This is a genomic window from Cedecea selenatireducens (assembly GCF_042138895.1).
Lineage (GTDB): Bacteria > Pseudomonadota > Gammaproteobacteria > Enterobacterales > Enterobacteriaceae > Cedecea > Cedecea selenatireducens.
Genome location: NZ_JBHIKW010000008.1, coordinates 78,158 through 102,582 on the forward strand (window position 1 = coordinate 78,158; position 24,425 = coordinate 102,582).

The 24,425-nt window shown below is 56.6% G+C and carries 23 protein-coding genes; 14 read left to right on the forward strand and 9 right to left on the reverse strand.

Features of this window, described 5'->3' with window-relative positions; genetic code table 11:
* The first annotated feature begins 84 nt into the window (after window positions 1–84).
* From ACE38U_RS14355 to ACE38U_RS14365, 3 genes are all read left to right on the forward strand, one after another.
* Window positions 85–1,254 carry a pyridoxal phosphate-dependent aminotransferase gene (locus ACE38U_RS14355; protein WP_375529985.1) on the forward strand — a complete coding sequence of 390 codons (1,170 nt, stop codon included), beginning with the start codon at window positions 85–87 and terminating at the stop codon, window positions 1,252–1,254.
* A gap of 11 nt (window positions 1,255–1,265) precedes the next feature.
* Window positions 1,266–2,042, forward strand: coding sequence for a transporter substrate-binding domain-containing protein (locus ACE38U_RS14360; protein ID WP_038482700.1), 777 nt, complete (start codon window positions 1,266–1,268; stop codon window positions 2,040–2,042).
* A gap of 254 nt (window positions 2,043–2,296) precedes the next feature.
* On the forward strand, window positions 2,297–3,952 hold the full coding sequence (locus ACE38U_RS14365) for a glucan biosynthesis protein D (RefSeq protein ID WP_038473077.1): 1,656 nt from the start codon (window positions 2,297–2,299) through the stop codon (window positions 3,950–3,952).
* A gap of 38 nt (window positions 3,953–3,990) precedes the next feature.
* Here ACE38U_RS14365 and ACE38U_RS14370 read toward each other — a convergent pair whose 3' ends face one another.
* Together ACE38U_RS14370 and ACE38U_RS14375 are read right to left on the reverse strand one after the other, a co-directional pair.
* Window positions 3,991–4,353: a type II toxin-antitoxin system HicB family antitoxin gene (locus ACE38U_RS14370; protein ID WP_375529986.1), complete on the reverse strand. Its 363-nt coding sequence runs from the start codon at window positions 4,351–4,353 to the stop codon at window positions 3,991–3,993.
* Complete coding sequence (locus ACE38U_RS14375) at window positions 4,350–4,625, reverse strand: type II toxin-antitoxin system HicA family toxin (protein ID WP_375529987.1); 276 nt, start codon at window positions 4,623–4,625, stop codon at window positions 4,350–4,352. The genes ACE38U_RS14370 and ACE38U_RS14375 overlap by 4 nt, the downstream gene beginning before the upstream one ends.
* A 230-nt stretch (window positions 4,626–4,855) precedes the next feature.
* On the opposite strand from ACE38U_RS14375, the gene rimL reads away from it, so the two are divergent.
* Window positions 4,856–5,446 carry a 50S ribosomal protein L7/L12-serine acetyltransferase gene (gene rimL / locus ACE38U_RS14380; RefSeq protein WP_375529988.1) on the forward strand — a complete coding sequence of 197 codons (591 nt, stop codon included), beginning with the start codon at window positions 4,856–4,858 and terminating at the stop codon, window positions 5,444–5,446.
* On the opposite strand, the gene ydcK is transcribed toward rimL, so the two are convergent.
* Window positions 5,443–6,369, reverse strand: a complete 927-nt coding sequence (gene ydcK / locus ACE38U_RS14385) for a YdcK family protein (protein ID WP_038482697.1) — start codon at window positions 6,367–6,369, stop codon at window positions 5,443–5,445. The genes rimL and ydcK overlap by 4 nt on opposite strands.
* A gap of 113 nt (window positions 6,370–6,482) precedes the next feature.
* On the opposite strand from ydcK, the gene tehA reads away from it, so the two are divergent.
* Both tehA and tehB read left to right on the forward strand, forming a co-directional pair.
* Window positions 6,483–7,475 (forward strand): dicarboxylate transporter/tellurite-resistance protein TehA, encoded by a 993-nt coding sequence (gene tehA, locus ACE38U_RS14390; RefSeq protein WP_375529989.1) that lies wholly within the window; start codon window positions 6,483–6,485, stop codon window positions 7,473–7,475.
* Window positions 7,472–8,065 (forward strand): tellurite resistance methyltransferase TehB, encoded by a 594-nt coding sequence (gene tehB / locus ACE38U_RS14395; RefSeq protein ID WP_038473069.1) that lies wholly within the window; start codon window positions 7,472–7,474, stop codon window positions 8,063–8,065. Before tehA ends, tehB begins: the two co-directional genes overlap by 4 nt.
* Window positions 8,066–8,259: 194 nt before the next feature.
* On the opposite strand, the gene pepT is transcribed toward tehB, so the two are convergent.
* A complete protein-coding gene (pepT, locus tag ACE38U_RS14400; RefSeq protein ID WP_038473067.1) occupies window positions 8,260–9,489 on the reverse strand; it encodes a peptidase T in 1,230 nt (409 codons plus the stop codon).
* Window positions 9,490–9,608: 119 nt separating this feature from the next.
* On the opposite strand from pepT, the gene ACE38U_RS14405 reads away from it, so the two are divergent.
* On the forward strand, window positions 9,609–11,204 hold the full coding sequence (locus tag ACE38U_RS14405; RefSeq protein ID WP_375529990.1) for an ABC transporter substrate-binding protein: 1,596 nt from the start codon (window positions 9,609–9,611) through the stop codon (window positions 11,202–11,204).
* A 690-nt stretch (window positions 11,205–11,894) separates the two neighbouring features.
* On the opposite strand, the gene celB is transcribed toward ACE38U_RS14405, so the two are convergent.
* The 3 genes from celB to ACE38U_RS14420 all read right to left on the reverse strand — a co-directional run bounded on the left by celB (window position 11,895) and on the right by ACE38U_RS14420 (window position 14,978).
* The gene (celB, locus tag ACE38U_RS14410; RefSeq protein WP_038473062.1) at window positions 11,895–13,262 is read right to left on the reverse strand and encodes a PTS cellobiose transporter subunit IIC; all 1,368 of its coding nucleotides are present in this window, start codon (window positions 13,260–13,262) and stop codon (window positions 11,895–11,897) included.
* Window positions 13,263–13,354: 92 nt separating this feature from the next.
* Window positions 13,355–14,656: a 6-phospho-beta-glucosidase gene (locus ACE38U_RS14415; RefSeq protein WP_375529991.1), complete on the reverse strand. Its 1,302-nt coding sequence runs from the start codon at window positions 14,654–14,656 to the stop codon at window positions 13,355–13,357.
* Window positions 14,657–14,672: 16 nt separating this feature from the next.
* Window positions 14,673–14,978: a PTS sugar transporter subunit IIB gene (locus ACE38U_RS14420; protein ID WP_038473059.1), complete on the reverse strand. Its 306-nt coding sequence runs from the start codon at window positions 14,976–14,978 to the stop codon at window positions 14,673–14,675.
* Between ACE38U_RS14420 and ACE38U_RS14425 the strand changes: the two genes are divergently transcribed.
* The 3 genes from ACE38U_RS14425 (at window position 14,965) to ACE38U_RS14435 (ending at window position 17,100) form a co-directional block, all read left to right on the forward strand.
* Window positions 14,965–15,168, forward strand: coding sequence for a hypothetical protein (locus ACE38U_RS14425; protein WP_375529992.1), 204 nt, complete (start codon window positions 14,965–14,967; stop codon window positions 15,166–15,168). The genes ACE38U_RS14420 and ACE38U_RS14425 overlap by 14 nt on opposite strands.
* 59 nt (window positions 15,169–15,227) lie before the next feature.
* Window positions 15,228–16,343 (forward strand): MurR/RpiR family transcriptional regulator, encoded by a 1,116-nt coding sequence (locus tag ACE38U_RS14430; RefSeq protein ID WP_375529993.1) that lies wholly within the window; start codon window positions 15,228–15,230, stop codon window positions 16,341–16,343.
* A gap of 88 nt (window positions 16,344–16,431) precedes the next feature.
* Window positions 16,432–17,100, forward strand: coding sequence for a DUF3313 domain-containing protein (locus ACE38U_RS14435; RefSeq protein WP_038473056.1), 669 nt, complete (start codon window positions 16,432–16,434; stop codon window positions 17,098–17,100).
* Between the two features lie 51 nt (window positions 17,101–17,151).
* On the opposite strand, the gene ACE38U_RS14440 is transcribed toward ACE38U_RS14435, so the two are convergent.
* Window positions 17,152–18,051 (reverse strand): DMT family transporter, encoded by a 900-nt coding sequence (locus ACE38U_RS14440; protein ID WP_375529994.1) that lies wholly within the window; start codon window positions 18,049–18,051, stop codon window positions 17,152–17,154.
* Between the two features lie 172 nt (window positions 18,052–18,223).
* On the opposite strand from ACE38U_RS14440, the gene ACE38U_RS14445 reads away from it, so the two are divergent.
* Window positions 18,224–19,096 carry a helix-turn-helix domain-containing protein gene (locus ACE38U_RS14445; protein ID WP_176982926.1) on the forward strand — a complete coding sequence of 291 codons (873 nt, stop codon included), beginning with the start codon at window positions 18,224–18,226 and terminating at the stop codon, window positions 19,094–19,096.
* Here the strand turns inward: ACE38U_RS14445 and ACE38U_RS14450 are convergent.
* Complete coding sequence (locus ACE38U_RS14450) at window positions 19,076–20,242, reverse strand: benzoate/H(+) symporter BenE family transporter (RefSeq protein WP_038482691.1); 1,167 nt, start codon at window positions 20,240–20,242, stop codon at window positions 19,076–19,078. The two genes, ACE38U_RS14445 and ACE38U_RS14450, sit on opposite strands and share 21 nt — an antisense overlap.
* Before the next feature lie 95 nt (window positions 20,243–20,337).
* Here ACE38U_RS14450 and ACE38U_RS14455 point away from each other — a divergent pair, with 95 nt between their 5' ends.
* From ACE38U_RS14455 to arnB, 3 genes are all read left to right on the forward strand, one after another.
* Window positions 20,338–20,877, forward strand: coding sequence for a helix-turn-helix domain-containing protein (locus ACE38U_RS14455; RefSeq protein WP_154185929.1), 540 nt, complete (start codon window positions 20,338–20,340; stop codon window positions 20,875–20,877).
* A gap of 70 nt (window positions 20,878–20,947) precedes the next feature.
* On the forward strand, window positions 20,948–22,912 hold the full coding sequence (locus tag ACE38U_RS14460) for a peptidase U32 family protein (protein ID WP_038473050.1): 1,965 nt from the start codon (window positions 20,948–20,950) through the stop codon (window positions 22,910–22,912).
* A 373-nt stretch (window positions 22,913–23,285) separates the two neighbouring features.
* Window positions 23,286–24,425, forward strand: coding sequence for a UDP-4-amino-4-deoxy-L-arabinose aminotransferase (gene arnB, locus ACE38U_RS14465; protein ID WP_038473048.1), 1,140 nt, complete (start codon window positions 23,286–23,288; stop codon window positions 24,423–24,425).

Below are 24,425 nucleotides of genomic sequence, written 5' to 3' on the forward strand. Positions count from 1 at the left end.
GCTATTATGACAACAATTCGATTGTCGTGGCAATCGCATCCGGATTGAATAGTTATGCACATCGCATAATGTTCAGGAGCGGCTATGGCCATGCAAACCCCGGTACAACATCGTTCAAAATTACCGGACGTAGGAACCACGATTTTCACGGTGATCGGCCAGCTTTCCACGCAGCACCAGGCGATAAACCTTTCTCAGGGCGCGCCAAACTTTCCCTGCGACCCGAAATTAATTGCCGGCGTCACCAAAGCGATGCAGGAAGGGCATAACCAGTACGCCCCGATGACCGGCCTGGCCTCCCTGAAGCAGCTTATTGCTGAAAAAGTGCTGAGCCTTTACGGCTCAAGCTATAACCCCGCCGATGAAGTGCTGGTGACCGCCAGCGCCAGCGAGGGGCTCTATTCCGCCATCAGCGGGCTGGTGCATCCCGGCGACGAGGTTATCTACTTTGAGCCTTCTTTTGACAGCTACGCGCCAATAGTTCGCCTGCAGGGCGCCACGCCGGTTGCGCTGAAGCTGAACCTGCCGGACTTCACCATTAACTGGGATGAAGTCCGGGCGGCTATCACCCCGCGCACGCGCATGATTATCGTCAACACGCCGCATAACCCAAGCGGGCAAGTGTTCAGCGCCCATGACCTCGAGATGCTGGCGGCTCTAACCCGTCATACCGACATCGTTATCCTGTCTGATGAAGTGTACGAACACATCGTGTTTGACGGCAAAAAGCATCACGGCATGGCGACTCACCCGCAGCTTGCCGAGCGCAGCGTGATTGTGTCGTCCTTCGGCAAAACCTTCCACGTGACCGGCTGGCGCGTGGGTTACTGCCTGGCGCCAGCGGCGTTAATGGATGAAATCTGCAAGGTGCATCAGTTCCTGATGTTCTCTGCCGATACGCCGATGCAGTACGCCTTTGCTGACTATATGAGCGACCCGCAAACATATCTCTCGCTGGCGGCGTTTTATCAGCGCAAGCGTGATTTAATGCAGTCTCTGCTGGCCGAATCGCCGTTTGAACTGCTGCCGAGCGGCGGGTCATTCTTCCTGCTGGCCCGCTTCGGGCACTTCAGCGATGAGTCCGACAGCGAAATGGTGAAGCGGCTGATTACCGACTATGGCGTGGCGACGATTCCGCTTTCCGCGTTTTATACCGACGGTACCGATAACAACATTATCCGGCTCTCATTTGCTAAAGATGAAGCCACATTACGGGCGGGCGCGCAGGCGCTGTGCCGGGTTAAGCCACGCTGATAGAGGTCATGATGAAAAAAGTTTATGCGCTAAGTTTGCTTCTTGGGCTGTGCTCTTCGTTTTCTGCGCTGGCGGCCGGCGAGCTGCGTTATGGTCTGGAAGCGGAATATCCTCCGTTTGAGAGCCGCAACAGCGCGGGCGAGCTGGAAGGATTTGATATCGAGCTGGGCAAGGCGATTTGCCAGGCGGCCAGCCTCAAGTGTAGCTGGGTTGAAACCTCGTTTGACTCGCTGATCCCTGGGCTCGCCGCGAAGAAATTCGACGCCATCAACTCGGCGATGAACATCACCGCCCAGCGGCAAAAAAGCATTGATTTCACCCAGCCAATCTACCGCATTCCTTCTCAGCTGGTCGGCAAAGAGGGCAGCGGCCTGCAAGCGACGGCGGAAGGGCTGAAGGGTAAAACCATCGGCGTGCTGCAGGGCTCTATTCAGGAAACCTACGCCAAAGAACATTGGGAGAAGCAGGGCGTAAGCGTCGTGTCGTATAAAGATCAGAACATGGCCTGGGCCGATTTGCTGAACGGCCGCATTGATGCCTCGCTGGTGATGTCCGCTGCGGGTCAGGCGGGCTTCCTGAGCACGCCGCAGGGCAAAGGCTTTGGTTTTATCGGCAAGCCGGTAAGCGACGATACCATTCTCGGCAGCGGGATCGGCTTTGGTCTGCGTAAAGGTGACGCTGTCACTAAAAAAGAGCTGGACGCGGCGATTGATAAAGTCAAAGCCGACGGCACCGTCACCAGGCTTGCGCAGAAGTTCTTCCCGGGCATCGACGTTAGCGTGAAGTAACCTTTCTGGCGGCTCGCCGACGGGCCGCCTGCTAAAATTTTTAGCGCTTTTTTCGCCAGAGTATTGTCCATTTTTCGGCAATATCTGGTTTCCTGAAAAAAAACCTTCGTTCCTCCCTCAAACGCCTTCACCGCCCATTGGATTCATTGTGAATTTTGTCTAGAGTGTGCGGTCGTACAGGTAGCAGTCTCTTGCCGCTGTTCTGCCCGAGGGCGGGACGAAACACATCGACATATAAGGACGATTTCTCAGGCATGAATCGCAGACGTTTTATCCAGGCCTCTATGGCTCTCGCCGCTGCCTGCGGCACGCCGACCCTTGCCACGCTGTTCTCCCGAAGCGCCTTTGCAGCCGAGTCCGGCATTGCGGACGGGCACTCCACTGCCTTCGATTTTGCAGTGCTCCAGGGCATGGCGCATGACCTGTCGAAAAAACCGTGGGGAGGCGCGCCGAGAGCGCTGCCGAACACGCTTGCTAACCTGACGCCTCAGGCTTACAACGCCATCCAGTATGATGCTAATCATTCGCTGTGGAACAACATAGATAATCGCCAGCTCGACGTGCAGTTCTTCCACGTCGGCATGGGGTTCCGCCGCCGCGTCAGAATGTTTTCTCTGGACTCTGCCACCCACCAGGCGCGTGAAATTCACTTCCGTCCGGAATTGTTTAACTACAACGACGCGGGCGTGGACACCAAACAGCTCGAAGGCCAGACCGATCTCGGCTTTGCCGGTCTGAAGGTCTTTAAGGCGCCTGAACTGGCGCGCCGTGACGTGGTGTCATTCCTCGGTGCCAGCTACTTCCGCGCCGTAGACAGCACTTACCAGTACGGCTTGTCCGCACGTGGCCTGGCGGTGGACACCTTCACCGACACGCCGGAAGAGTTCCCGGACTTCACCTCGTTCTGGTTTGAAACGCCAAAAGCTTCCGACACCACTTTTGTGGTCTACGCGCTGCTGGACAGCCCAAGCGTGACCGGTGCCTACAAATTTACCATCAACTGCGAAGCCGAACGGGTGGTGATGGAGGTGGACAACCACCTTTACGCCCGTAAAGACGTCAAGCAGCTGGGTATTGCACCGATGACCAGTATGTTTGCCTGCGGCACCAACGAACGCCGCACCTGCGACACCATTCACCCGCAAATTCACGACTCCGACCGCCTGGCCATGTGGCGCGGTAACGGCGAGTGGATTTGCCGCCCGTTGAATAACCCGCAAAAGCTGCAGTTCAACGCTTTCATGGACGAAAACCCGAAAGGCTTTGGCCTGCTGCAGCTGGATCACGATTTTGCCAGCTACCAGGACATCATGGGCTGGTACAACAAGCGCCCAAGCCTGTGGGTGGAGCCGCGCAACAAGTGGGGCAAAGGCTCCGTTGGCCTGATGGAAATCCCGACCACCGGCGAAACCCTCGACAATATCGTCTGCTTCTGGCAGCCGGAAAAACCGGTCAAAGCCGGGGATGAGTTCGAGTTTAAATACCGTCTCTACTGGAGCGGCCTGCCGCCTGTCACCACGGATCTGGCCCGCGTTTACGCCACCCGTACCGGCATGGGCAGCTTCCCGGAAGGCTGGGCGCCGGGCGAACACTTCCCGGACAAATGGTCCCGCCGCTTTGCTATTGATTTTGTCGGCGGCGACCTGAAAGCCGCCGCGCCGAAAGGCATTGAACCGGTGATCACGCTCTCCAACGGCGAAGCGAAGCAGGTTGAGATCCTCTACGTCGAACCGTTTGACGGCTACCGCATTCTGTTTGACTGGTACCCGACCAACGACTCCACCGACCCGGTCGAGATGCGTATGTTCCTGCGCTGCCAGGGTAAAGCCATCAGTGAAACCTGGCTGTACCAGTACTTCCCGCCGCCGGCGGATAAGCGTAAATACGTCGACGACCGCGAAATGCGTTAATCATCCCAGCCCCGCCGCGTAAAAGCCGCGGGGCTTTTTTATCGATTTCTCAAATGTTTTGTCAGTACATCAATGATGTAACTGTTAACCGACATTTGCTGCTCGGCCGCAGCAACACTCAGTCGTTCGCCAAAGGATTCAGGATAGCGCAGCGTGAACGTCTTCATTTTCTCTTCTTTTTCAAAAGGTTCCATACCCGCAGAATGGCAGTCCTCCAGGTAGTACTGTAAGGCGGTTTCACCCTCACGAATAAGCCCCGCCGCGCTGTCGGCGACGAAGTCACAGTATCCGGTTAAGCCGAGAAATTTCCCGCGAAAGAGGTTTATTTCGGGAACCCAGGTGATCAACGCTGGCTGGCCGCTGATGATCATAATGTTTGGCAGTGCTTCCGCAGTGGTCATGGTGTGACTCCGATACTCGCAAACCATTCTTTCAGGTTGGCTATGGCCCCTTTATCGGTCTCAGGAGAAGGATGGGGGCGATGAAAATGGGCGATGCTGCCGTTAAGCTGGAAGCGTATACGTGAACCGCGGCCGGGGTTGACCTCTCCGCCGAGGGCAAGCACCAGCCTTTCTATATCCTGCCATTTCACTCCGGAGGGAACGGGCTTGATGAAAATTTGAATTAGCGTTTGACGATGTTTGTTTCTTAGGTATTCCTGTCCATATCCCATGATTCCTTCCATGATTCGACGTGCAATGTCATCGTAGCATATCGTTTTTTGACTTCAATATTTGAAGTCATTTTTCGCGAAGCATTCCATATTTTGATGAAAATTAATGCAAGGAATGAGCGGGGTATTGGTTTTTAGTATTGATTTTGCATTTATCCATAATGAATTTTTATTCATTACTGTTCTGTCGGTATAAATTGGAGTCAACTTCCTGGTAAAAGTGACATAAGATGGCTGTCACCTCTAAGCAAAAACGGGAGCCGCGTGTGGAGCAGCATCAGGAATGGCAGGATGAAGTGATTACGGTCAACGATGAAATCGAGCTGCATTCGGTTAGCGAGCGGTTCGTTCAGCCTGTTTTCGCGCTGGTGCAGCGCAACAAAAGCTGGCTGCAAAAAGCCATGAACTGGCCGCAGTATGTTGTTTCCGAGGACGACACGCGCAAAACGGTGCAGGGTAACTATGTCTTACATCATAAGGGCTACGCGAAGATGTTTATGATCCTCCATCGCGGCGAGCTGGTGGGCGTGTTTTCCTTTAACCAGATAGAACCGACCAAAAAAACGGCCTACATCGGCTACTGGCTGAGCGAGGACAGGCAGGGGCAGGGCATAATTTCTGCCGTGATCGAGGCTGTAATTAGCAGGTACGCGCAGGCAGGGACGGTGCGCCGGTTTGTTATCAAATGCATCGTCACTAACCAGGCCAGCAACCGGGTGGCACAGCGCAACGGCTTCACGCTCGAAGGCTGCCTGAAACAGGCCGAATTCCTGAACGGCGAGTACCACGACCAGAATATTTACGGGCGTATCGCCGATTAAAACACCCCATAAAACGGCGTGCGGGTGATGCGCTGCTCGCCGTTAATATCCTTCATGCCGCGAAGGTGAATGAGTTCGCCATCAATACCTTCCACCGCTGCCTCGTCATAAATCTGCACGTTATTTTCGATTAGCACGTTGCCCGTCACTTTAGCCTGGCCGTATACCTGCACGTTGTTGTCCATCAGGACAGGGCCGCCGATGAGCACCGCGTCGCCGTAAACCTGAACGCGATGCTTCAGCACGCAGTCGCCCTCGATGATGGCGTTGCCGTAAACCCGTGAAGAATAGCGAATCGTAGGGATCTGACTGTCGCCGCTGCCGGCAATAATACGTGCGTTGTCGGACACCTGCGCACAGTCGCAGATCCACACGTTGTTCTCCTCATTTCCTTCGATAATCGCGTGGCCGAAAATGGCCGAGCGGTGCTCGACAAAGGCATTACTCACCCGCGCATCGCCGTAAATCTGCGCCTGATGAATGATGCGGGAGGCGCTGACCATGGCGTTCCCGTAGATTTGCAGCCGCATTTCGGCGTCTTCGGTCAGCCCCAGCACTGCAATCACCTCGCTGTGATGCAGCACGCGAGCCAATCCATAGATATGGCACTCGCCGCTGATACGAGAATGCTCAACGCGGGCGTGACCGCTCACCCTCGCCTGGTGGCAAATTTCTGACTCGCCGAGGATTATCGCGTTGTCCTCGACGCTCGCACCGCCCCAGACAAAAGCGTCAGGCTCAAGCCAGCAGCTTCCCGACTGGCTCAGATTAGCTTCTTCTTCAACCCAGCCGCCGCTTTGCCCGGTTTCTACGTCGCTAAAATCGCAAAGCGCCTCAATTTGCCAGAGCCGGACTTGCCGCAGTTCGCCGTCGTGCTGATAATCATGAAGCCGTGAATTTTCCGTTAACCGGTATTTTTTCATCGCCGTTTCTCGCTGTGTCCTGCTGATAAACGTAGCAGGTAATTCACCGGCATAGCGTTCGGCGGCGTAATCGCATAAAATGCATTTAAAATACATTTTAAAAAATAAACAAAATGAATAAACCGACCCCCGGTAGCTTTATCAACCTTCCCGCAGGCTACTTTGGCATGGTGCTGGGCATCATCGGCATGGGATTTGCCTGGCGCTATGCCGCTATCATTTGGCCGGTGCCGTCGGCCGTGGGCGAGGCGCTGGTCGCGCTCGCAGGTGTTATCTGGCTGCTGCTGGCTTTGGCATTTATCACACGCCTGGTTCGCTACCCGCACAGCGTTGCTGCGGAAATCCATCATCCCTTGATGAGCAGCTTTGTCAGCCTGTTCCCGGCGACAACCATGCTGGTTGCCATCGGCGTGGCGCCTTATCTGCGCCCGCTCGCCGTGGTGATGTTTGGCTTTGGCGCCGTGGTTCAGCTGTGTTATGCCGCGTGGCAATCAGCCGGATTATGGCGGGGGACGCACCCGCAGGATGCCACGACGCCGGGCCTGTATCTGCCGACCGTGGCGAATAACTTTATTAGCGCGATGGCCTGCGGCGCGCTGGGCTATCACGACCTGGGGATCCTGTTCCTTGGGGCGGGCGTTTTTTCCTGGCTGAGTCTCGAGCCGGCGATACTGCACCGCATGCGCAGCGTCGGGGAGCTTCCGACGCCGGTGCGCACTTCGCTGGGCATTCAGCTGGCGCCCGCGCTGGTGGCCTGCAGCGCTTATCTGGCTGTAAACGGCGGCGTGACGGATTTCTTTGCCAAAATGCTGTTTGGCTATGGCCTGCTACAGCTGATTTTTATGCTGCGCTTAATGCCCTGGTACCTGGCGCAGCCGTTTAACGCCTCCTTCTGGAGCTTCTCATTCGGTATTTCCGCGCTGGCGACCACCGCGCTGCACCTGAGCGCGGGCAGCGGCGACGGCCTGTTTCACCTCATCGCGGTACCGCTCTTTATTTTTACTAATGTGATTATTGGCCTGCTGCTGGCTCGCACTTTCATCCTGCTCATGCAGGGGAAATTGATTTTGCGTACCGCGAGGCCAGAAAAAAAGGATCTGTTATGACCGAGAAGTCTGAAAGCTACTACAGTGAAAAATATGGCCTGACCGCCACCCATTCTGACGTGCTGCACGCCGTGAAGTACGTAGCGCCAGGTAAAACGCTGGATCTTGGCTGTGGGGGCGGGCGCAACAGCCTGTACCTGAATCAGAAAGGGTTCGACGTCACCGCGTGGGATAAAAACCCGATGAGCATCGCCCGGCTGAACGAAATTATTGAGGCCGAAGGGCTGAAAAACATCGTGACTGCGCAGGTTGACCTTAACCAGCTGAGCTTTGACGGGGAGTATGATTTTATTCTCTCAACCGTGGTGATGATGTTCCTTGAGCGCGGCACGATCCCGGGACTTATCGCCAATATGCAGCGCTGCACCAAACCCGGGGGTTACAACCTGATCGTAGCGGCGATGGATACCGAAGACTTCCCTTGCACGGTAGGGTTTCCGTTCGCCTTTAAAGAGGGCGAGCTGCGTGACTACTATGCAGGCTGGGAGCTGGTGAAGTACAACGAAGACGTGGGCCAGCTGCATAAGACCGATGAGAATGGCAACCGTATTAAGCTGCGTTTCGCCACGATGCTGGCGCGGAAGAAGTAAAGGTTAACCCTCACCCCGGCCCTCTCCCTGGAAGGGAGAGGGGGAATTCAAGCGTTCTCTGTATGAATCCCCTCGCTCCTTTGGGGAGAGGGTTAAACTCCCTGTTCTGGCCCCCTCGCCCCTTTGGGGAGAGGGTTAAACTCCCTGTTCTGGTCCCCTCGCCCCTTTGGGGAGAGGGTTAGGGTGAGGGGAAATTACTTCGCCGCCAGCAGACAAAGCTTCAGCGCCACGTTATACGAAGCCTCAAACGCCCGCAGCGGTAAAAACTCAAACCGTGAATGGAAATTGTGCGCGCCGGTAAAGAAGTTCGGCGTTAGCAGCCCTTTAGCCGAAAGCGCAGCCCCGTCCGTGCCGCCGCGCATCGGAATCACCTTCGGCTCAATGCCCAGCTCATCCAGGGCGGCAAAAATCAAATCAATCGCCCGGCGATCGTCGGTAATGGCGTTACTGATGTTGCTGTAGGTATCGCTGAGGCTGTACTCCACGCGCGCGGTGGGGTGCTGCGCGGCAATTTTTTGCGCAACTTCGCCAATCTGCTGCTTACGGCGCTCAAAGCTTGCGAGGTCGAAGTCGCGAATATTCGCTTTCAGCAGCGCTTCGCTTTGTGAGGCCTGGATCCCGTTAAACCAGACGTAGCCTTCACGGCCTTCGGTGTGCTCTGGCGTCTGCTTGCGGTCAAAGTGGCTGATGTAATCCATTGCCATCAACAGCGGGTTGACCAGCACGCCTTTGGAGGACATTGGGTGGCTGGTTACGCCGGTAAACTTCAGCTCCGCATGGGCGGCATTGAAGTTTTCATAAACGACTTCGCCCAGCTCGCAGCAGTCGATGGTCCAGGCGAAATCCACATCAAAACGAGCCAGATCCAACGCCTTCGCACCACACAGGCCAATTTCTTCATCCGGGACGAAGGCCACAACGATGTCGCCGTGGCGATGTTCTGCCGTCAGGTTTTCCAGCAGCGTCATCACCACCGTGACGGCGGCTTTATTATCCGCGCCCAGCACGCTGGTGCCGTCGCTGAAGATTATCTCCTCGCCGGGCCAGGCGTTGATTTCCGGGTGCTCCGCCGTGCGCAGCCAGATGTCCTCTTTGGCGTTCAGGCACAGGTCTTCCCCGGTAAAGCGCAGGATCTGCGGGTGAATGTCCGGCGACAGGCCAACGTCAACGGTATCGATGTGCGTAATAAAGCCCACGCGCGGCGCGGCGGCCACATTGCCTCTCTTCACGGCGGTAACCGTGGCGTGCTCGTCGATAACGATATCTTCAAGGCCGAGCGTACGCAGTTCTTCCGCCAGCATGCTGGCCATTTCATGTTGCCCGGGCGTGCTGGGCAGGGCATTTACCCGCGCGTCGCTTTGGCTGGTGACCGCCAGATAACGGAAGAAACGTTGGGTGAGCTGCTCGCTGAGCGACGAAGGCATAGTGTTTCCTTATTGTTCGATGTTGTTTGTTGGCAATGTAAATTTAATGTTATTTATTAAGGCGCTTTGCACAAGCTTTATTCATTCAGGGTCAGGATAAACACCACAGGAAGACAGCGATGAAAACAAAGATTACAACGCTTGCACTTGCCGTAGCGGCGCTTTCCCTCAGTACCAGCGTGGCGGCCAGCACGTTGGTTTATTGCTCCGAAGGTTCGCCGGAAAACTTCAACCCGCAGCTTTACACCTCGGGCACCAGCGTGGATGCCAGCGCGGTGCCGGTCTACAACCGGCTGGTGGATTTTAAGGTCGGTACCACCGAGCTGCAGCCCAGCCTGGCGGAAAGCTGGAACGTCAGCGAAGACGGCAAAGTCTATACCTTCCATCTGCGCAAAGGCGTGAAGTTCCAGAGCAACAAATACTTTAAGCCCACCAGGGACTTCAACGCGGACGACGTGATTTTCTCGTTTATGCGTCAGAAAGACCCAAAACATCCGTACCACAACGTCTCCAACGGCAATTACTCCAACTTTGAAAGCCTGGAGTTCGGCAAGCTGATTACCGCCATCGACAAAGTGGATGACAACACCGTGCGCTTCACGCTGGCGCACCCGGAAGCGCCGTTTGTCGCCGATTTGGGCTGGTATTTTGCCTCGATCCTTTCTTCAGAATATGCGGACGTCATGATGAAGGCCGGTACGCCGGAGCGCGTTGATTCCGACCCTATCGGCACCGGGCCGTTTGAGCTGAAGCAGTATCAAAAAGATTCACGCATTCTTTACACCGCTTTCCCTGAGTACTGGCAGGGCAAATCGAAGATTGACCGCCTGGTCTTTTCTATCACGCCGGATGCCTCTATTCGCTACGCAAAGCTTGAGAAAAACGAATGCCAGGTGATGCCGTTCCCGAACCCGGCGGACCTGCCGCGCATGAAGGAAAACAAAGACATCAACCTGATGCAAAAAGCAGGGCTGAATACCGGCTTCCTCGCGTTTAACACCCAGAAGCCGCCGCTGGACAACGTGAAGGTGCGCCAGGCGCTGGCGATGGCTATCAATAAACCGGCCATTATCGAAGCGGTGTTCCACGGCACCGGCATTGAGGCGAAAAACCTGCTGCCGCCTGGCGTCTGGAGCGCGGACGATAAGCTCAAAGACTATGATTACGATCCTGAAAAAGCCAAAGAGCTGCTCAAAGAGGCCGGCTTTGCCAACGGCATGAGCATCGACCTGTGGGCGATGCCGGTTCAGCGGCCGTATAACCCGAACGCTAAACGCATGGCAGAAATGATCCAGGCCGACTGGGCGAAAGTTGGCGTCACGGCGAAAATCGTCACCTACGAGTGGGGCGAATACCTCAAGCGGGTGAAGGGCGGTGAGCACCAGGCGGCGCTGATGGGCTGGACCACGGCCACCGGCGACCCGGATAACTTCTTTGGGCCACTGTTTACCTGTACCTCGGCCAACGGCGGCTCTAACTCATCCAAATGGTGCTACCAGCCGTTTGATAAGCTGATTCTTGAAGCCCGCGCGGAAGGCAATCACGATAAACGCGTTGAATTATATAAAGAAGCGCAGCAGATGATGCACGACCAGATGCCGGCGGTGATGATTGCCCACTCCACGATTTTCGAGCCGGTGCGCAAAGAGGTGACCGGGTATGAGATTGACCCGTTCGGGAAGCATATTTTTTATCAGGTAGAGGTGAAGAAGTAATTCGGGAGGGCTCCGGGATTAACGGATATCTATGCTATTCATTGTTAGTTCCGTTCACTTCTAGTCCTGTTTTATATGCAGCCACCGTACCGGTGAACGTCTCGGGGAAGTCACCGTCATTCCCCCGAGACCCCGGACTCCCGGCCAAATAAATCGACCGCTAAAGCGGCAGACCTCCGTTTTATCTCCCAGTCCTGGGTCGGCTGAGATGCGTTCCCGACGCTCTCCGCCTCCGGCCGTTCCCGACGTCCGGACCCTGGCCAGTCGGAGAAAAAACAGAGGCGATTTAAGCCTGAACCGTGCCTCGCTTCAGGCTCATAGCCACACTGAACATAAAAGTTGCTACAAGTCCCAAAGCCATGCCCTTGTTCCCGGCTCTCATCGCCCCCGGTTATGACCCAACTCAGGCGGGGTTGAGCTGCCGGGAGCAGCGAAAGAGAGCGATCGTCGGGAACGAATCGCGAACGCCCCCGAATGTTTGGGTGATAGCCGGTGGGTTTACCGCTTCAGCGGCGATGAGCTCGCCGGGCGCCGGGGCTGTTCGGGGGATGGCGTTATCCCCCGAACACGTTCACCGTTATCTGAACGTGCAGGGGAAATAGCTCTACGAGTGAACGGAACGATACCCAAATTTGCAGAGGTCAAACGTCCTGGGTGTTCACCTAATAACATATTGAGACAAAACAAGTATCAGACTGTACTTCTCTCACTCACCGCCTCAGCCGGGGCGCTGACCGCCGTCTGATTTGCCTGCTGCTCTTCGCGGAACTTCAGGTTATCCCAGACCCGGAAGAACGGGTAATACATCACCAGCGAGATAGCCAGGTTCACAATCTGCAGAATCGAGCCGGAAACGTGGCCGCCCGTCGCTAAATAGCCGCTGACGATAATTGGCGTAGTGAACGGCAGCGCAATCCCGGCAGGGGGCGCAACCAGGCCGGTTGCCATCGCCGTCCAGGACACAATCACCAGCACCACCGGCGTCAGGATAAACGGCACCACCAGGTACGGGTTCATCACCAGCGGAATGCCAAACACCATCGGCTCGCTGATGTTAAACAGGCTGCCCGGCGCGGCAATTTTACCCAGCTGCTTCATCTGCACGCTGCGGCTGCGGATCAGCATAAAGATAACCAGACCTAACAGCGCGCCGGTACCGCCTGGGGCAATCCACAGGTCGTAGAACTGCTGGGTAATGATGTGCGGAATAGGCAGGCCATTCTGGAACGCCGCCAGGTTTTCGGACATGTTCGTCAGCCAGACCGGGCGGATAAACACCAGCACGATGGTGTCGCCGTGCAGGCCCAGCGTCCACAGAATGCCAATCAGGATCACCGAAACAATCATCCCCGGTAGTGAGCCGCCGATATGGCTCATTGGGATGCCCACCAGGTCAGTAATCATGGTGTTGATGTCGCCAAACGGCGTGGCTTCCACCAGCAGACGCAGCGCCAGCACTACCGCCAGCACGCAGAAGCCCGGCACCAGCGCGAGGAACGACTTTGCCACCGCCGGGGGGACGCCTTCCGGCATGCGAATAACCAGATTACGGTTGCTGATAAAGCGGTAAATCTCGGTCGAAAGCAACGCAATCAGAATCGCAACGAACAGTCCCTGGCTGCCGATTTGTCCCATCGGCAGCACGCCTTTCACAAACTCGGCAGGCCCACCGGACGGCGGTGTAAACATAATGTTCTGCGGAATCGTCATAATAAAGGCCACCAGCGACACAGCCCCAGAGGTAAGCGGATCGAGGGTGCGGTATTTCTCGGCCAGGCGATAGGCGATGCCGAAGCTGGAGATAATCGCCATGATGTCATAGGTCGCTTTGACCGGATAAAGCAGCTTGCTTTGCCACGTTGCGCCGAATAAATCGGTCATTAGCTGGGGGTAACCCGGCACCGGCAGATAGGCGAAAATCAGGAAGAATGAGCCAATCAGCATGAATGGCATATTCAGGATGATCCCGTCACGGACGGAGAGCACGTGCTTTTGCCCGGCGATTTTCAGCGCGACGGGCAGCACATATTTTTCAAGAAACGATTTCTTTGCGGACACGGTTACCCCTGTCCCGGCGCATGGCCGGGCATTATTGTTATTGGTTTCTGTAATGGGATGGGCGGCATAGCTACGCCCACCGGTAATCGGCGCTATTTAAACTGCGGCAGCCACGCCTTGTTACTCTCAAGCACTTCGTCGAGCAGCGCCTGAGCAATATTCACGTCGGCCACCAGCGGGTTCGCTATCAGCGCCAGGAGCGCCTGCTGCTTATCGCCGTGAACCGCCGCCTCAATCGTCAGGCGTTCAAAATCTTTCACCTGCTGCGTCAGGCCGTTCATCAGGGGAGGAAGTTTGCCGAACGCCAGCGGGTGGGCGCCCAGCGCATCTATCACGCAGTTGGTTTCGATAACTGCATCGTCCGGTAGCCCCTGGATGGCGCCGTTGTTAGCGGTATTCACCACCATCTGCTTGCCGAGGTTGTTGTGCAGGGCGTCAATAAGCTCAAGAGCGACTTCAGAATAGAATGAGCCGCCGCGCTGGCTGAGCTGCTCCGGCTTTTTGTCGAGCTGTGGGTTGGCGTACAGCTCAAACAGTTCGGCCTCCACTTTCATTACCTGCTCGGCGCGGGTGCCTTTTCCGTTCGCGGCGTCGGCCAGCTCATCCTTCAGCATGGTGCGGGTTTGCCAGAAGTAACGATGATACGGGCAAGGAATCGCTTTCAGGGCGCGCAGCAGGGCAGGCGGCCACGGAATCGCTTTGATGTTGTTCATTGAAAGCTGCTCGCCGTCGCATAGCATTTCAATCACCTCGGCGGTCGCGTCACGGCCATCGGCAATCACCTCATGTACCCAGACCATATGGTTGAGTCCGGCAAAGCGCAGCGTGACTTTGTCGTAAGGCAGTTTGAGCATGTCGGCGATGGTGTGGTGCATGGTCACCGGCACGTTGCACAAACCAACGATGTTGGCGGCACTGTAGCGGGACACGGCCTCGGTGACGATGCCTGCCGGGTTGGTGAAGTTAATAATCCACGCATTCGGCGCGAGGCGTTCGACGCGCCTCGCAATATCAAGCATCACCGGAATGGTACGCAACGCCTTGGCAAAACCGCCGACGCCGGTTGTCTCCTGGCCCAGCAGCTCATGGCTGAGGCCGAGGCGTTCATCGGCAGCACGAGCGGGTAGCTGCCCAACGCGAAGCTGGGTCAGCACAAAGCTGGAGCCCGCAATCGCCGCGTCAGGATCGTAATGCACCGACACCTTGACCTGCTCCAGGCCTTTGCTGTCGAACATGCGGCGGGCCAGCGCGGCGATAATCTCAACCTTCTGGCGGCCGGCTTCCACGTCCACCAGCGCCAGCTCCGTCATCGGCAGGGCGGTATGGCGCAGAATCAGGCCTTCAATCAGTTCCGGGGTATAGCTGCTGCCCCCGCCCACAACGGTAATTTTCATCGTTTTCTCCCGCGTATCAGGCCATCAGGGTAAGAGCTTTATCCAGCACGCGGTCGCCGCGCATGGTGCCGTAATCCATCATGTCGATAACCGCCACCGGCTTACCCGACGGGGCAGAAAGCTCGGCCAGACGGGCCAGCTCAAACTGCACCTGAGGGCCAAGCAGCACCACGTCGGCGCTCTGGAGATGGCTTTCAATTTCTGCGACGGAGACGGCGTCAATCTGCACGTCCAGCGCGCGCTTTGTGGCCTCGGCACGCATCTTTTGCACCAGCATGCTGGTGGACATTCCCGCGGCGCAACACAACATGATCTTCTTCATTACCTTTATCCTTCAAATTGAAAACGTGTTTCAAACAACAGCGCGTTTATTCAGCATGTATGAAAATTATTTTCATGACCGTGATCTGCGTTGGATTATTGGTTTCCCGAATATTAAAGGGGGTTCAGGAGGCTGTCGGGCTGCTGTAGCGAAAGTGAGAGGCATGACGGCAATGGTAATTGAAAAATAATTTCAAGGCATTATGATGGTTTATTCGCCCGTGACGCAGACGCAAGGAATCTTTCAGCGATGGATATTGTTTATCACCTGGTCCATGGGTTAGCGGACTCTTCTCCGCAGGAGACCCGGCTGGCACGCTTTTTTCTTGAGAATTTTTTCCAGCTACCGGATGCGACGATGGAGCAGCTGGCCGCCCGTGCGGGCGTGAGCCAGGCGACCTTGCAGCAGTTTGCCCGCACCATAGGCTGCAGCGACATGAATGATTTCCTCGGTCAGGTTCGCCACCAGCGGCACGACAGCCGGGTACAGGAAGCGTTAGCCGCGCCGTCTCAGGTACTGGGGGATGCGGCATGGGTAGATAACGAGACGCTGCAATTTCTGGCCAGTCGTGGCGGCGTGGCTAAAGACGTGCTGGCGCGTTTTTCTCACTCCATCGGGCGGGATACGGACGGCGATATTATCAGCCGCATTCGGCAGAAGCTGGCGGAGTTCAGCCAGCAGGAGTCCAGGGTAGCGCAGGCTATTCTGCACGATCCCGGTTTTGCCTCCTCGGCCACCATTGACCAGCTGGCGCAGGCGGCGGGCGTGAGTCCGGCGACGATCACCCGTTTTGCCAGAGCCGCCGGCTGCGATGATATTCGTGATTTACGCATGAAGCTGGCGCAGGCCAGTACCGCCATACCGGGCAGCGAGCTGTCTGCTGCCTGGCAGCAGCGTTTGGGCAGCATCCAGCAGTCGCTGAGTCAGCAGCTGGAAACGTTGCCTGAGGCGAGCGTCACCCGTGCCGTGGCGCTGCTCAGGCGAGCCAATGCGATTCATATTTTTAGCGCCGGTGCGGCGGACACGCCTTTTGCCAGCCTGCTGCAGTATCGCTTACTGACGCTGGGGCAGCCCGCCAGCGTCTGCTATGACCCGGCGCTGATGAGCTTCACCGCCTCGATGCTGAATGCGGGGCAGGCGATGATTGTCTTCGCCAGCTCAACGCCGGACAGCGCGCTGCTTGCGGCGGTGCAGCAGGCCAGGCGGCAGGGCGCGGCGATAATCATGGTGACCAAAGATCCCACCAGCGCGGCGCAGGCCGGAGACGTCTGGCTTTCTCCCGGAGAGGGGCAATATGGTGCGTTATTGATTATCGACCTGCTGTGCGATGGCGTCGTCGCCGCAGGAGATGAGCGGCAGATCTGAGTTTTTGCATCAAAGCAGCTTTACCCCCACAGGAAGTGTCGTTTTTTGCTATACCTGAAAGGCTTACACCAACTAACAGGAACAAACGATGCGTACCACAACGTATTTTAAAGTGGCTTGTCTGGCAGGTTTATTAGCGCTGGCGGGGTGTGCTTCAAAAACCACCTCACCGGAAAAATACTCTGGATTTCTAAAAGATTACTCCGGTCTGCAGGAAACAAAATCGGCGACCGGCAAAACCGTTATGCGCTGGGTTGACCCGAACTTTAAACCCAGCAACTACGACAGCCTGGTGTATAACCCGGTAGTTTATTATCCGACGCCTAAACCGACGACTCAGATTGGCCAGCAAACGCTGGATGGCCTGCTGGCCTATACCAACACCAAGCTGAAGGCCGCTGCACAACAGCGCAAGCCTTTGGTGACGACGCCTGGCCCACGCAGTTTAATTTTCCGTGGGGCGATTACCGGCGTGGACAGCAGTAAAGAAGGCCTGCAGTACTACGAGGTGATCCCGATTGCGATGGTGGTGGCGGGCACGCAAATGGCCACCGGCCACCGCACCATGAATACCGATCTCTACTTCGAAGGCGAGCTGATTGACGCGTCCACCAATAAACCCGTTTTGCGCGTGGTGCGTAAGGGGGAGGGGAAAACGCTGAGCAATGAGAATGCTAAAGTCACCGTTGATACCCTGAAACAGGTGGTGGATGATTTAGCCACCGACGCCACGATGTTTGACGTGCCGAATAAATAACGCCGGTCATGCAGGCAAAAACCGCAGCCCTGAAAAAGCTGCGGTTTTTTATTACGCCAGTTTTCTACGCCACGGCAGCCACTGCTCGGGTTTCGCAAACATCACCAGGTTGCCCAGCAGAATCATCACCAGCCCCAGCACCGCATTCGCGTGCCAGACGTAGCCTTCGTAAACCGTCGACAGCGTCAGCGCAACAAGCGGGAAGAGCAGCGTGCTGTAGGCAGCCTGGCTTGCGCCGATACGGCCAACCAGCGTGAAATAGGCGCCAAAAGCAATCACCGAGCCAAAGATCGCAAGGTAAAGCAGCGAACCGATGTAGCGCGCGGTGAAGTCAGGCATAAACGACTCGCCGCTCGCCAGCGCCACCACGCCCATAATCGCGGTGCCGTAGAACATCGCATAGGTATTGGTCGACAGCGTTTCCAGGCCCCGGCTTTGGTGACGGGCGCTGATCATATTCCCCAAAGAGAAGCCAAACGTGCCGAGTGCGCTGAGGCCGATGCCGATGAGCAGCGAAGGTGCCATTTGGGTCGCAACCAGATCGTGCCAGAACAGAGCGACGATCCCGGCAATCCCGAGCGCCGCAGCGGGCAATACGCGCGGAGAAGGCTTCTTGCGGAAGAACAGCAGGTTGTTGAAGGCGTTAAACAAGACCGCCATCGAGAAAATCACCGACTCCAGCCCGGAGCTGATATACGCGGCGGCGTGATAGAAGCAGAAGAAGTTGAAACCGAACACACACGCGCCCTGCAGCACGCAAAACAGGTGGTCTTTGAGCCCGATGCGCTTCAGGCGACCCAGCGCCAGAAGGGCAACCAGCATCACCACCGCCGCCACGGCAAAGCGCCAGAAGATAGACACAGGAACCGAAACTACTCCCTGTTGCATATAAATGGCAATCCACGTAGTCCCCCAAATCACGACCACCAGAATATAAAGCAAAGCGTTCATTGTTGTTCTCATCAGCCAAAATCAGACCACGAGTATCCGTTTTTGCTTTGCTTTCGGCTTTCATCCGGGGGGAAGACTTACATATTCTTGCGGTTTTTTTTCACCGTGACGCTGGCGACGGCCGAACGCAGTCCTTACACTAGCCAGTATGTTCCAGAAGCCAACTTCCCCTATGACCACGCCATATCACGCCTTTGAAAACCTGCAGCAGCACAAAGCCCGCCTGAACGGCAGCGTTCAGCTTGGCTCAGGGGTTCAGCTCGCCGCCTGGTCAAACGGTAACGACTGTATTACCCAGCGTTGCGATCACCACACGCTCAGCCTTTACGTTACCGAAGGGTACGAAACCTACCAAAAAACGGCTTCAGGCTGGCGCAACGGCGGCGGCCCGGATCGCTTCTGTATCATGCCGGAAGACAGTGAATCGACGTGGGACGTGCGGGATGACTTCTCGTTTGTGCATCTGTACTGCACCGACGAACACCTCAAAGAGATTGCCGCGCAGATTTGGGATCGCAGCCCGGCGGCAATCAATCTCGATGAAAAAACTTTTGCCGATGATGCGCGGATCACCCAGCTTTATCGCCATTTCTTGCTTAGCAGCGACTGGCAGCAGCGGGCGAATCACCTGACGCTAAGCACGGCTTCCACGCTGCTGCTGACGCACCTGGTGCAGCATTACAGCAGCGTGCAGTGGAAGCTGCCGACGGTGCGCGGCGGGCTTGCGCCTGCGGTGCTGCGAAACGTGCAGGCATACATCGAACAGAACCTCAGCGAAGCGCTGACGCTCAGCGAGCTTGCCCGGCTGGCAGATCTCAGCGAGTACCACTTTGCACGCATGTTCAAGCAGTCGACCGGCCAGGCGCCGCATCAGTACGTTATGCAGCGCAGAATGGCGAAGGCAGAAACGCTGGTACGCCAGGGGCGGTTACCGTTAACGGATATCGCCATGGCCTGCGGATTTAGCTCGCCCAGCCATTTCAGCAACCGCTTCAAAAGCGTCTTTGGCGCCACGCCGTCGCAGCTACGCGCGCTTAAGGCGTGAAAACGCGGTATAGCAAATCCCTCCGGCAATCACGCCCCAAAACGCAGAGCTGACGCCCAGCAGATTCACCCCCGAGGCAGTAACCAGGAACGTGACGATAGCCGCGTCCCTGTCCCGCTCGTGATTCAGCGCCTGGTGCAGGCTGCCGGCAATCGTGCCCAGCAGGGCCAGCCCGGCAAGGGTGTGGATCCAGGCCAGCGGCAGGGCGGTCAGCAGCGTTGAAATCGACCCGCCGAAAACGCCGGCAATCAAATAAAACACGCCCGCAGCGGCGGCAGCAAGCCAGCGCTTGTCCTTATCCGGGTGGGCTTCTGCCCCCTGGCAAATGGCGGCGGTAATGGCGGCGATACAAACCGAAAACACGCCGAACGGCGCCAGCAGCAGGGCAATCAACGCCGTCACGACAATCAGCGGTGAAACCGGCACTTTATAGCCGGAGGCCGCCAGCGTGGCGATGCCGGGGGCATTTTGTGACGCCATCGTTACCAGGAAAAAAGGCACGCCGATGCCCAACAGGCTGGCCACGCTCAACGACGGGGAAGTGAACTCGGGGACCGCCACAGAAACCGGAACGCTCCCCGTGTGAAGCTCGCCGGTGACGAGGCAAATCAGCAGGCCGATCAGCATGGCGACGACGACGGCATAGCGCGGGGCAAAGACCTTCGCCAGCAGCCAGCCAAGCAGCATGCTCCCGCTCAGCAAAAAGTGACCCTGTAACGAGGTGAAAGTATCCAGGCCAAACCTGAGCAGAACCCCGGCCAGCATGGCGGCGGAGAGCGTAGGGGGGATCAGGCGCATCAGCCTGGCAAACAGCCCGGTCACGCCGCAAATCAGGATCAGCAGCGAAGCAAAAATAAAAATGCCAATGGCTTCACTCAGGCTGTGCCCCGGCAGGCTGGTGGCCAGCAGCGCGGCTCCCGGCGTTGACCAGGCCGTCAGGATCGGTGCGCGATACCACAGCGTCAGTCCCAGCGTGCTGATGCCCATCGCAATGCCCAGCATCGTCAGCCAGCCGGCTATTTGGTGGGACGTGGCCCCGGCGGCATCTGCAGCCTGCCAGATAATGGCGGCGGAGCTGGCATAGCCGACCAGCACGGCAACAAAACCGGCCAGAACGGTGGGAAACGGCAGCAAAGAAAGGCGCATAATAAACTCGTTGTGCGTTATAACGTCCGGGGAATATAGCATCGTGCGTTATAGCGCACAAGGCGCTATACTTCGCCGTCAACAGGAGGAAGAAAATGGACATTGCGCTACATCTGGCGAACACCCTGAAAAGCCTGCGCCAGGCCAGAGGCTGGAGCCTGACATTTGCGGCGGAGCAGACCGGCGTGTCGAAGGCCATGCTCGGGCAAATCGAACGCAACGAGTCCAGCCCGACGGTGGCGACCTTGTGGAAAATTGCCACCGGCTTTAACGTGCCGTTTTCGGTGTTTCTGGAAGCCGGCGTTGAACCCGTACGTCCGGTCTTCGACCCGCAGCACAGCGAAATGGTGGTGGTGCCGCTGTTTCCTTACGATCCGCAGCTGCGTTTTGACCATTTTTCTATTCGCCTGGCATCCGGCGCGCTGAGCGAATCTTCGGCGCACGACGCGGGCGTGATTGAGCATGTGGTGGTGATAAGCGGTACGCTGGAGATGAATGTCGACGGCGAATGGCAGATTTTGACGGCCGGAGAAGGCCTGAAATTCCACGGCGATCGCCCCCACGCCTACCGCAATTCAGGCGCCGATGAGACGCATTTTCACTCGCTGATCCACTATCCCGCGACGACCGCATAATCCCCCTGTTTTTGCGCGGGGGAAGTGACTACAATAGCCGCCTTTCGCCCATTACAGAACTCGACAAACTATGCGCCTGCACGCGAATCAACTTGAATTACTCAGCCCTGCCCGTGATACCGCCATCGCCCGCGAAGCCATTCTCCATGGCGCGGATGCGGTCTACATCGGCGGGCCTGGTTTTGGCGCTCGCCATAACGCCGGCAACAGCCTGCAAGACCTGGCCGAGCTGGTGCCGTTTGCCCATCGCTATGGGGCGAAGATTTTCGTCACGCTGAACACCATCCTGCACGACGACGAGCTGGAGCCCGCGCGCTCGATGATTATCGACCTGTACGAAGCCGGTATTGACGCGCTTATCGTGCAGGATATGGGCGTGCTGGAAATGGACCTGCCGCCGATTGAGCTGCACGCCAGCACCCAGTGCGACATTCGTAGTGCGGAAAAAGCGAAGTTTCTGTCAGACGCGGGCTTCTCGCAAATCGTGCTGGCGCGCGAGCTGAACCTGCAGCAAATTGCCGCTATTCATCAGAACGTTGACGCGACGATCGAGTTCTTTATTCACGGCGCGCTGTGCGTGGCGTACTCCGGGCAGTGCAACATTTCCCACGCGCATACCGGGCGCAGCGCCAACCGGGGCGACTGCTCGCAGGCCTGCCGCCTGCCTTACACCCTGAAAGACGACCAGGGGCGCGTAGTGGCTTATGAAAAACACCTGCTGTCGATGAAAGACAACGACCAGAGCGCCAACCTGGCGGCGCTGGTGGACGCGGGCGTGCGTTCCTTCAAAATTGAAGGGCGCTACAAAGACATGAGCTATGTAAAAAACATCACCGCGTATTACCGTCAACTTTTGGACGAGCTGATGGACGGGCGCAGCGATCTGACCCGCGCCTCTGCCGGCGTCACCTCGCACTACTTTATTCCGTCGCCGGACAAAACGTTCCACCGCGGCAGCACCGACTACTTTGTTAACGAGCGTAAAATCGACATCGGCGCGTTTGACTCGCCGAAATTCGTGGGCCTGCCGGTGGGTGAGGTGCTGAAAGTGAGCAAAGACCATCTGGACGTTACCACCACTAACACGTTGACCAACGGCGACGGCCTGAACGTGCTGATCAAGCGTGAAATCGTCGGTTTTCGCGCCAATACGGTAGAAAAAACCGGGAAAAATCAGTATCGCGTCTGGCCAAATGAAATGCCGGAAACGCTGAAAAATGTACGTCCGAACCATCCGCTTAACCGTAATCTGGACCACAACTGGCAGCAGGCGCTGCTGAAGACCTCCAGCGAACGCCGCGTGGCGGTGGATATCGAGCTGAGCGGCAGTCAGCAGCAGCTGGTGATGACCGCGACCAGCGAAGAGGGCGTCAGCGTCAGCCAAACGCTTACGGGCCAGTTTGACGTGGCGAATAACCCGCAGAAAGCCTTCGACAGCCTGCGTGACGGTCTGACCAAGCTGGGCCAGACCATGTATTCCGCCCGTAAGGTGAACATTCTGCTGGAAGAGGCGCTGTTCGTGCCTAACGCCCAGCTTAACCAGCTGCGCCGTGACGCCATCGAGGCGCTGACCGAAGCGCGTCTGCAAAGCTATCAGCGCGGCAGCCGTAAAGCGGTCAGCGTGCCACCGCCGGTCTACCCGGACAGCCATTTAAGCTTCCTGGCGAACGTTTACAACCATAAGGCGCGTGAGTTCTATCATCGCTATGGCGTGCAGCTGATTGATGCCGCTTATGAAGCACATGAAGAGAAGGGTGACGTACCGGTGATGATCACCAAGCACTGCCTGCGGTTTGCGTTTAACCTCTGCCCGAAACAGGCGAAGGGCAACATTAAGAGCTGGAAGGCTACCCCGATGCAGCTGGTACACGGCGATGAAGTGTTGACCCTGAAGTTCGACTGCCGCCCGTGCGAAATGCACGTCGTCGGCAAGATGAAGAACCATATTCTGAAGATGCCGCTGCCGGGCAGCGTGGTGGCGTCCATCAGCCCGGATGAGCTGATGAAAACGTTACCGGGTAAATCGAAGCGTTAATTGCATCGTTGATTATTAAAAACCGTCTATTTCTCAGGCGGTTTTTTTTTAATCAACCGTAAGGGCGCTAAATATAAATTGTCACACACGGAATTATTCCATGATTAAACAATGAGGCAATAATCGTGATTTTTAGGTGACAATTTTCCTCTTTCTAAGAACGCTTTCCAGCTAGCAATGCTTAACTTCACGATTTTTCGTTATATCCCACTTTCTTAATACTGTTCTAAGATTTCTTTGTTAAATTCTTTTCATTGATTAGTCGTTTAGCAAAGCAGGCCGTACTTCCTGAATGTTGTACTTTTATTTAATTAGCCTGATTCATTATCCCGTCAGCTTTTGGCGTTCAGAGATTTAATAAGGAATCCACGTAATGAGTGATTTTCTGCCTTTTTCACGTCCAGCGTTAGGTGCGGAAGAAATTGCAGCGGTAACGGAAGTCATGCAATCCGGCTGGATAACCACCGGGCCGAAAAACCAGGCGCTTGAGAAGGCATTTTGCGAGTTAACGGGCAATAAACATGCGATTGCAGTAAGTTCCGCGACGGGCGGGATGCACGTAACCCTGATGGCCCTTGGGCTGCAGGCCGGTGACGAGGTTATCACACCCTCACTGACGTGGGTTTCCACGCTGAACATGATTGTTCTGCTGGGCGCAGAGCCGGTGATGATTGACGTCGATCGCGACACGCTGATGGTCACGCCAGAAGCCATTGAGGCGGCAATTACTCCTCGCACCAAAGCGATTATTCCCGTGCACTACGCGGGCGCGCCTGCCGACATCGACGCTATCCGCGCGATTGGCGAACGCCACGGTATTCCGGTGATTGAAGATGCTGCCCACGCGGCCGGCACGGAATACAAAGGCAAGCACGTAGGTTCTCAGGGAACCGCTATCTTCTCTTTCCACGCCATCAAGAACATGACCTGCGCCGAAGGCGGCCTGATCGTCACCGACGACGACCAGTTGGCAAACCGCATTCGTAGCCTGAAATTCCACGGTCTGGGCGTCGACGCCTTTGACCGCCAGACCCACGGCCGCGCGCCGCAGGCGGAGGTGATTTCTCCGGGGTTCAAATACAACCTCGCGGACATCAACGCGGCTATCGCGCTGGTGCAGCTGGGCAAACTTGAACAGATCAATATCCGTCGCCAGGAAATTGCCGAACGCTATCTCAAAGAGCTGGCCGATACGCCATTCCTGCCGCTTTCCGTTCCAGAATGGCAGCACCGCCACGCCTGGCACCTGTTTATCATCCGCGTAGACGAAGCCACCTGCGGCATTTCCCGCAGCGGCCTGATGGAAGCCCTGAAAGAGCGCGGCATCGGCACCGGCCTGCATTTCCGCGCGGCCCACACTCAGAAATATTACCGTGAACGCTATCCGCAGCTTCAGCTGCCGAACAGCGACTGGAACAGCGAGCGCATTTGCTCGATCCCGCTGTTCCCTACCATGACCGACGATGACACTTCCCGAGTCATTACCGCCTTACGTGAAATAGCAGGACTCTAA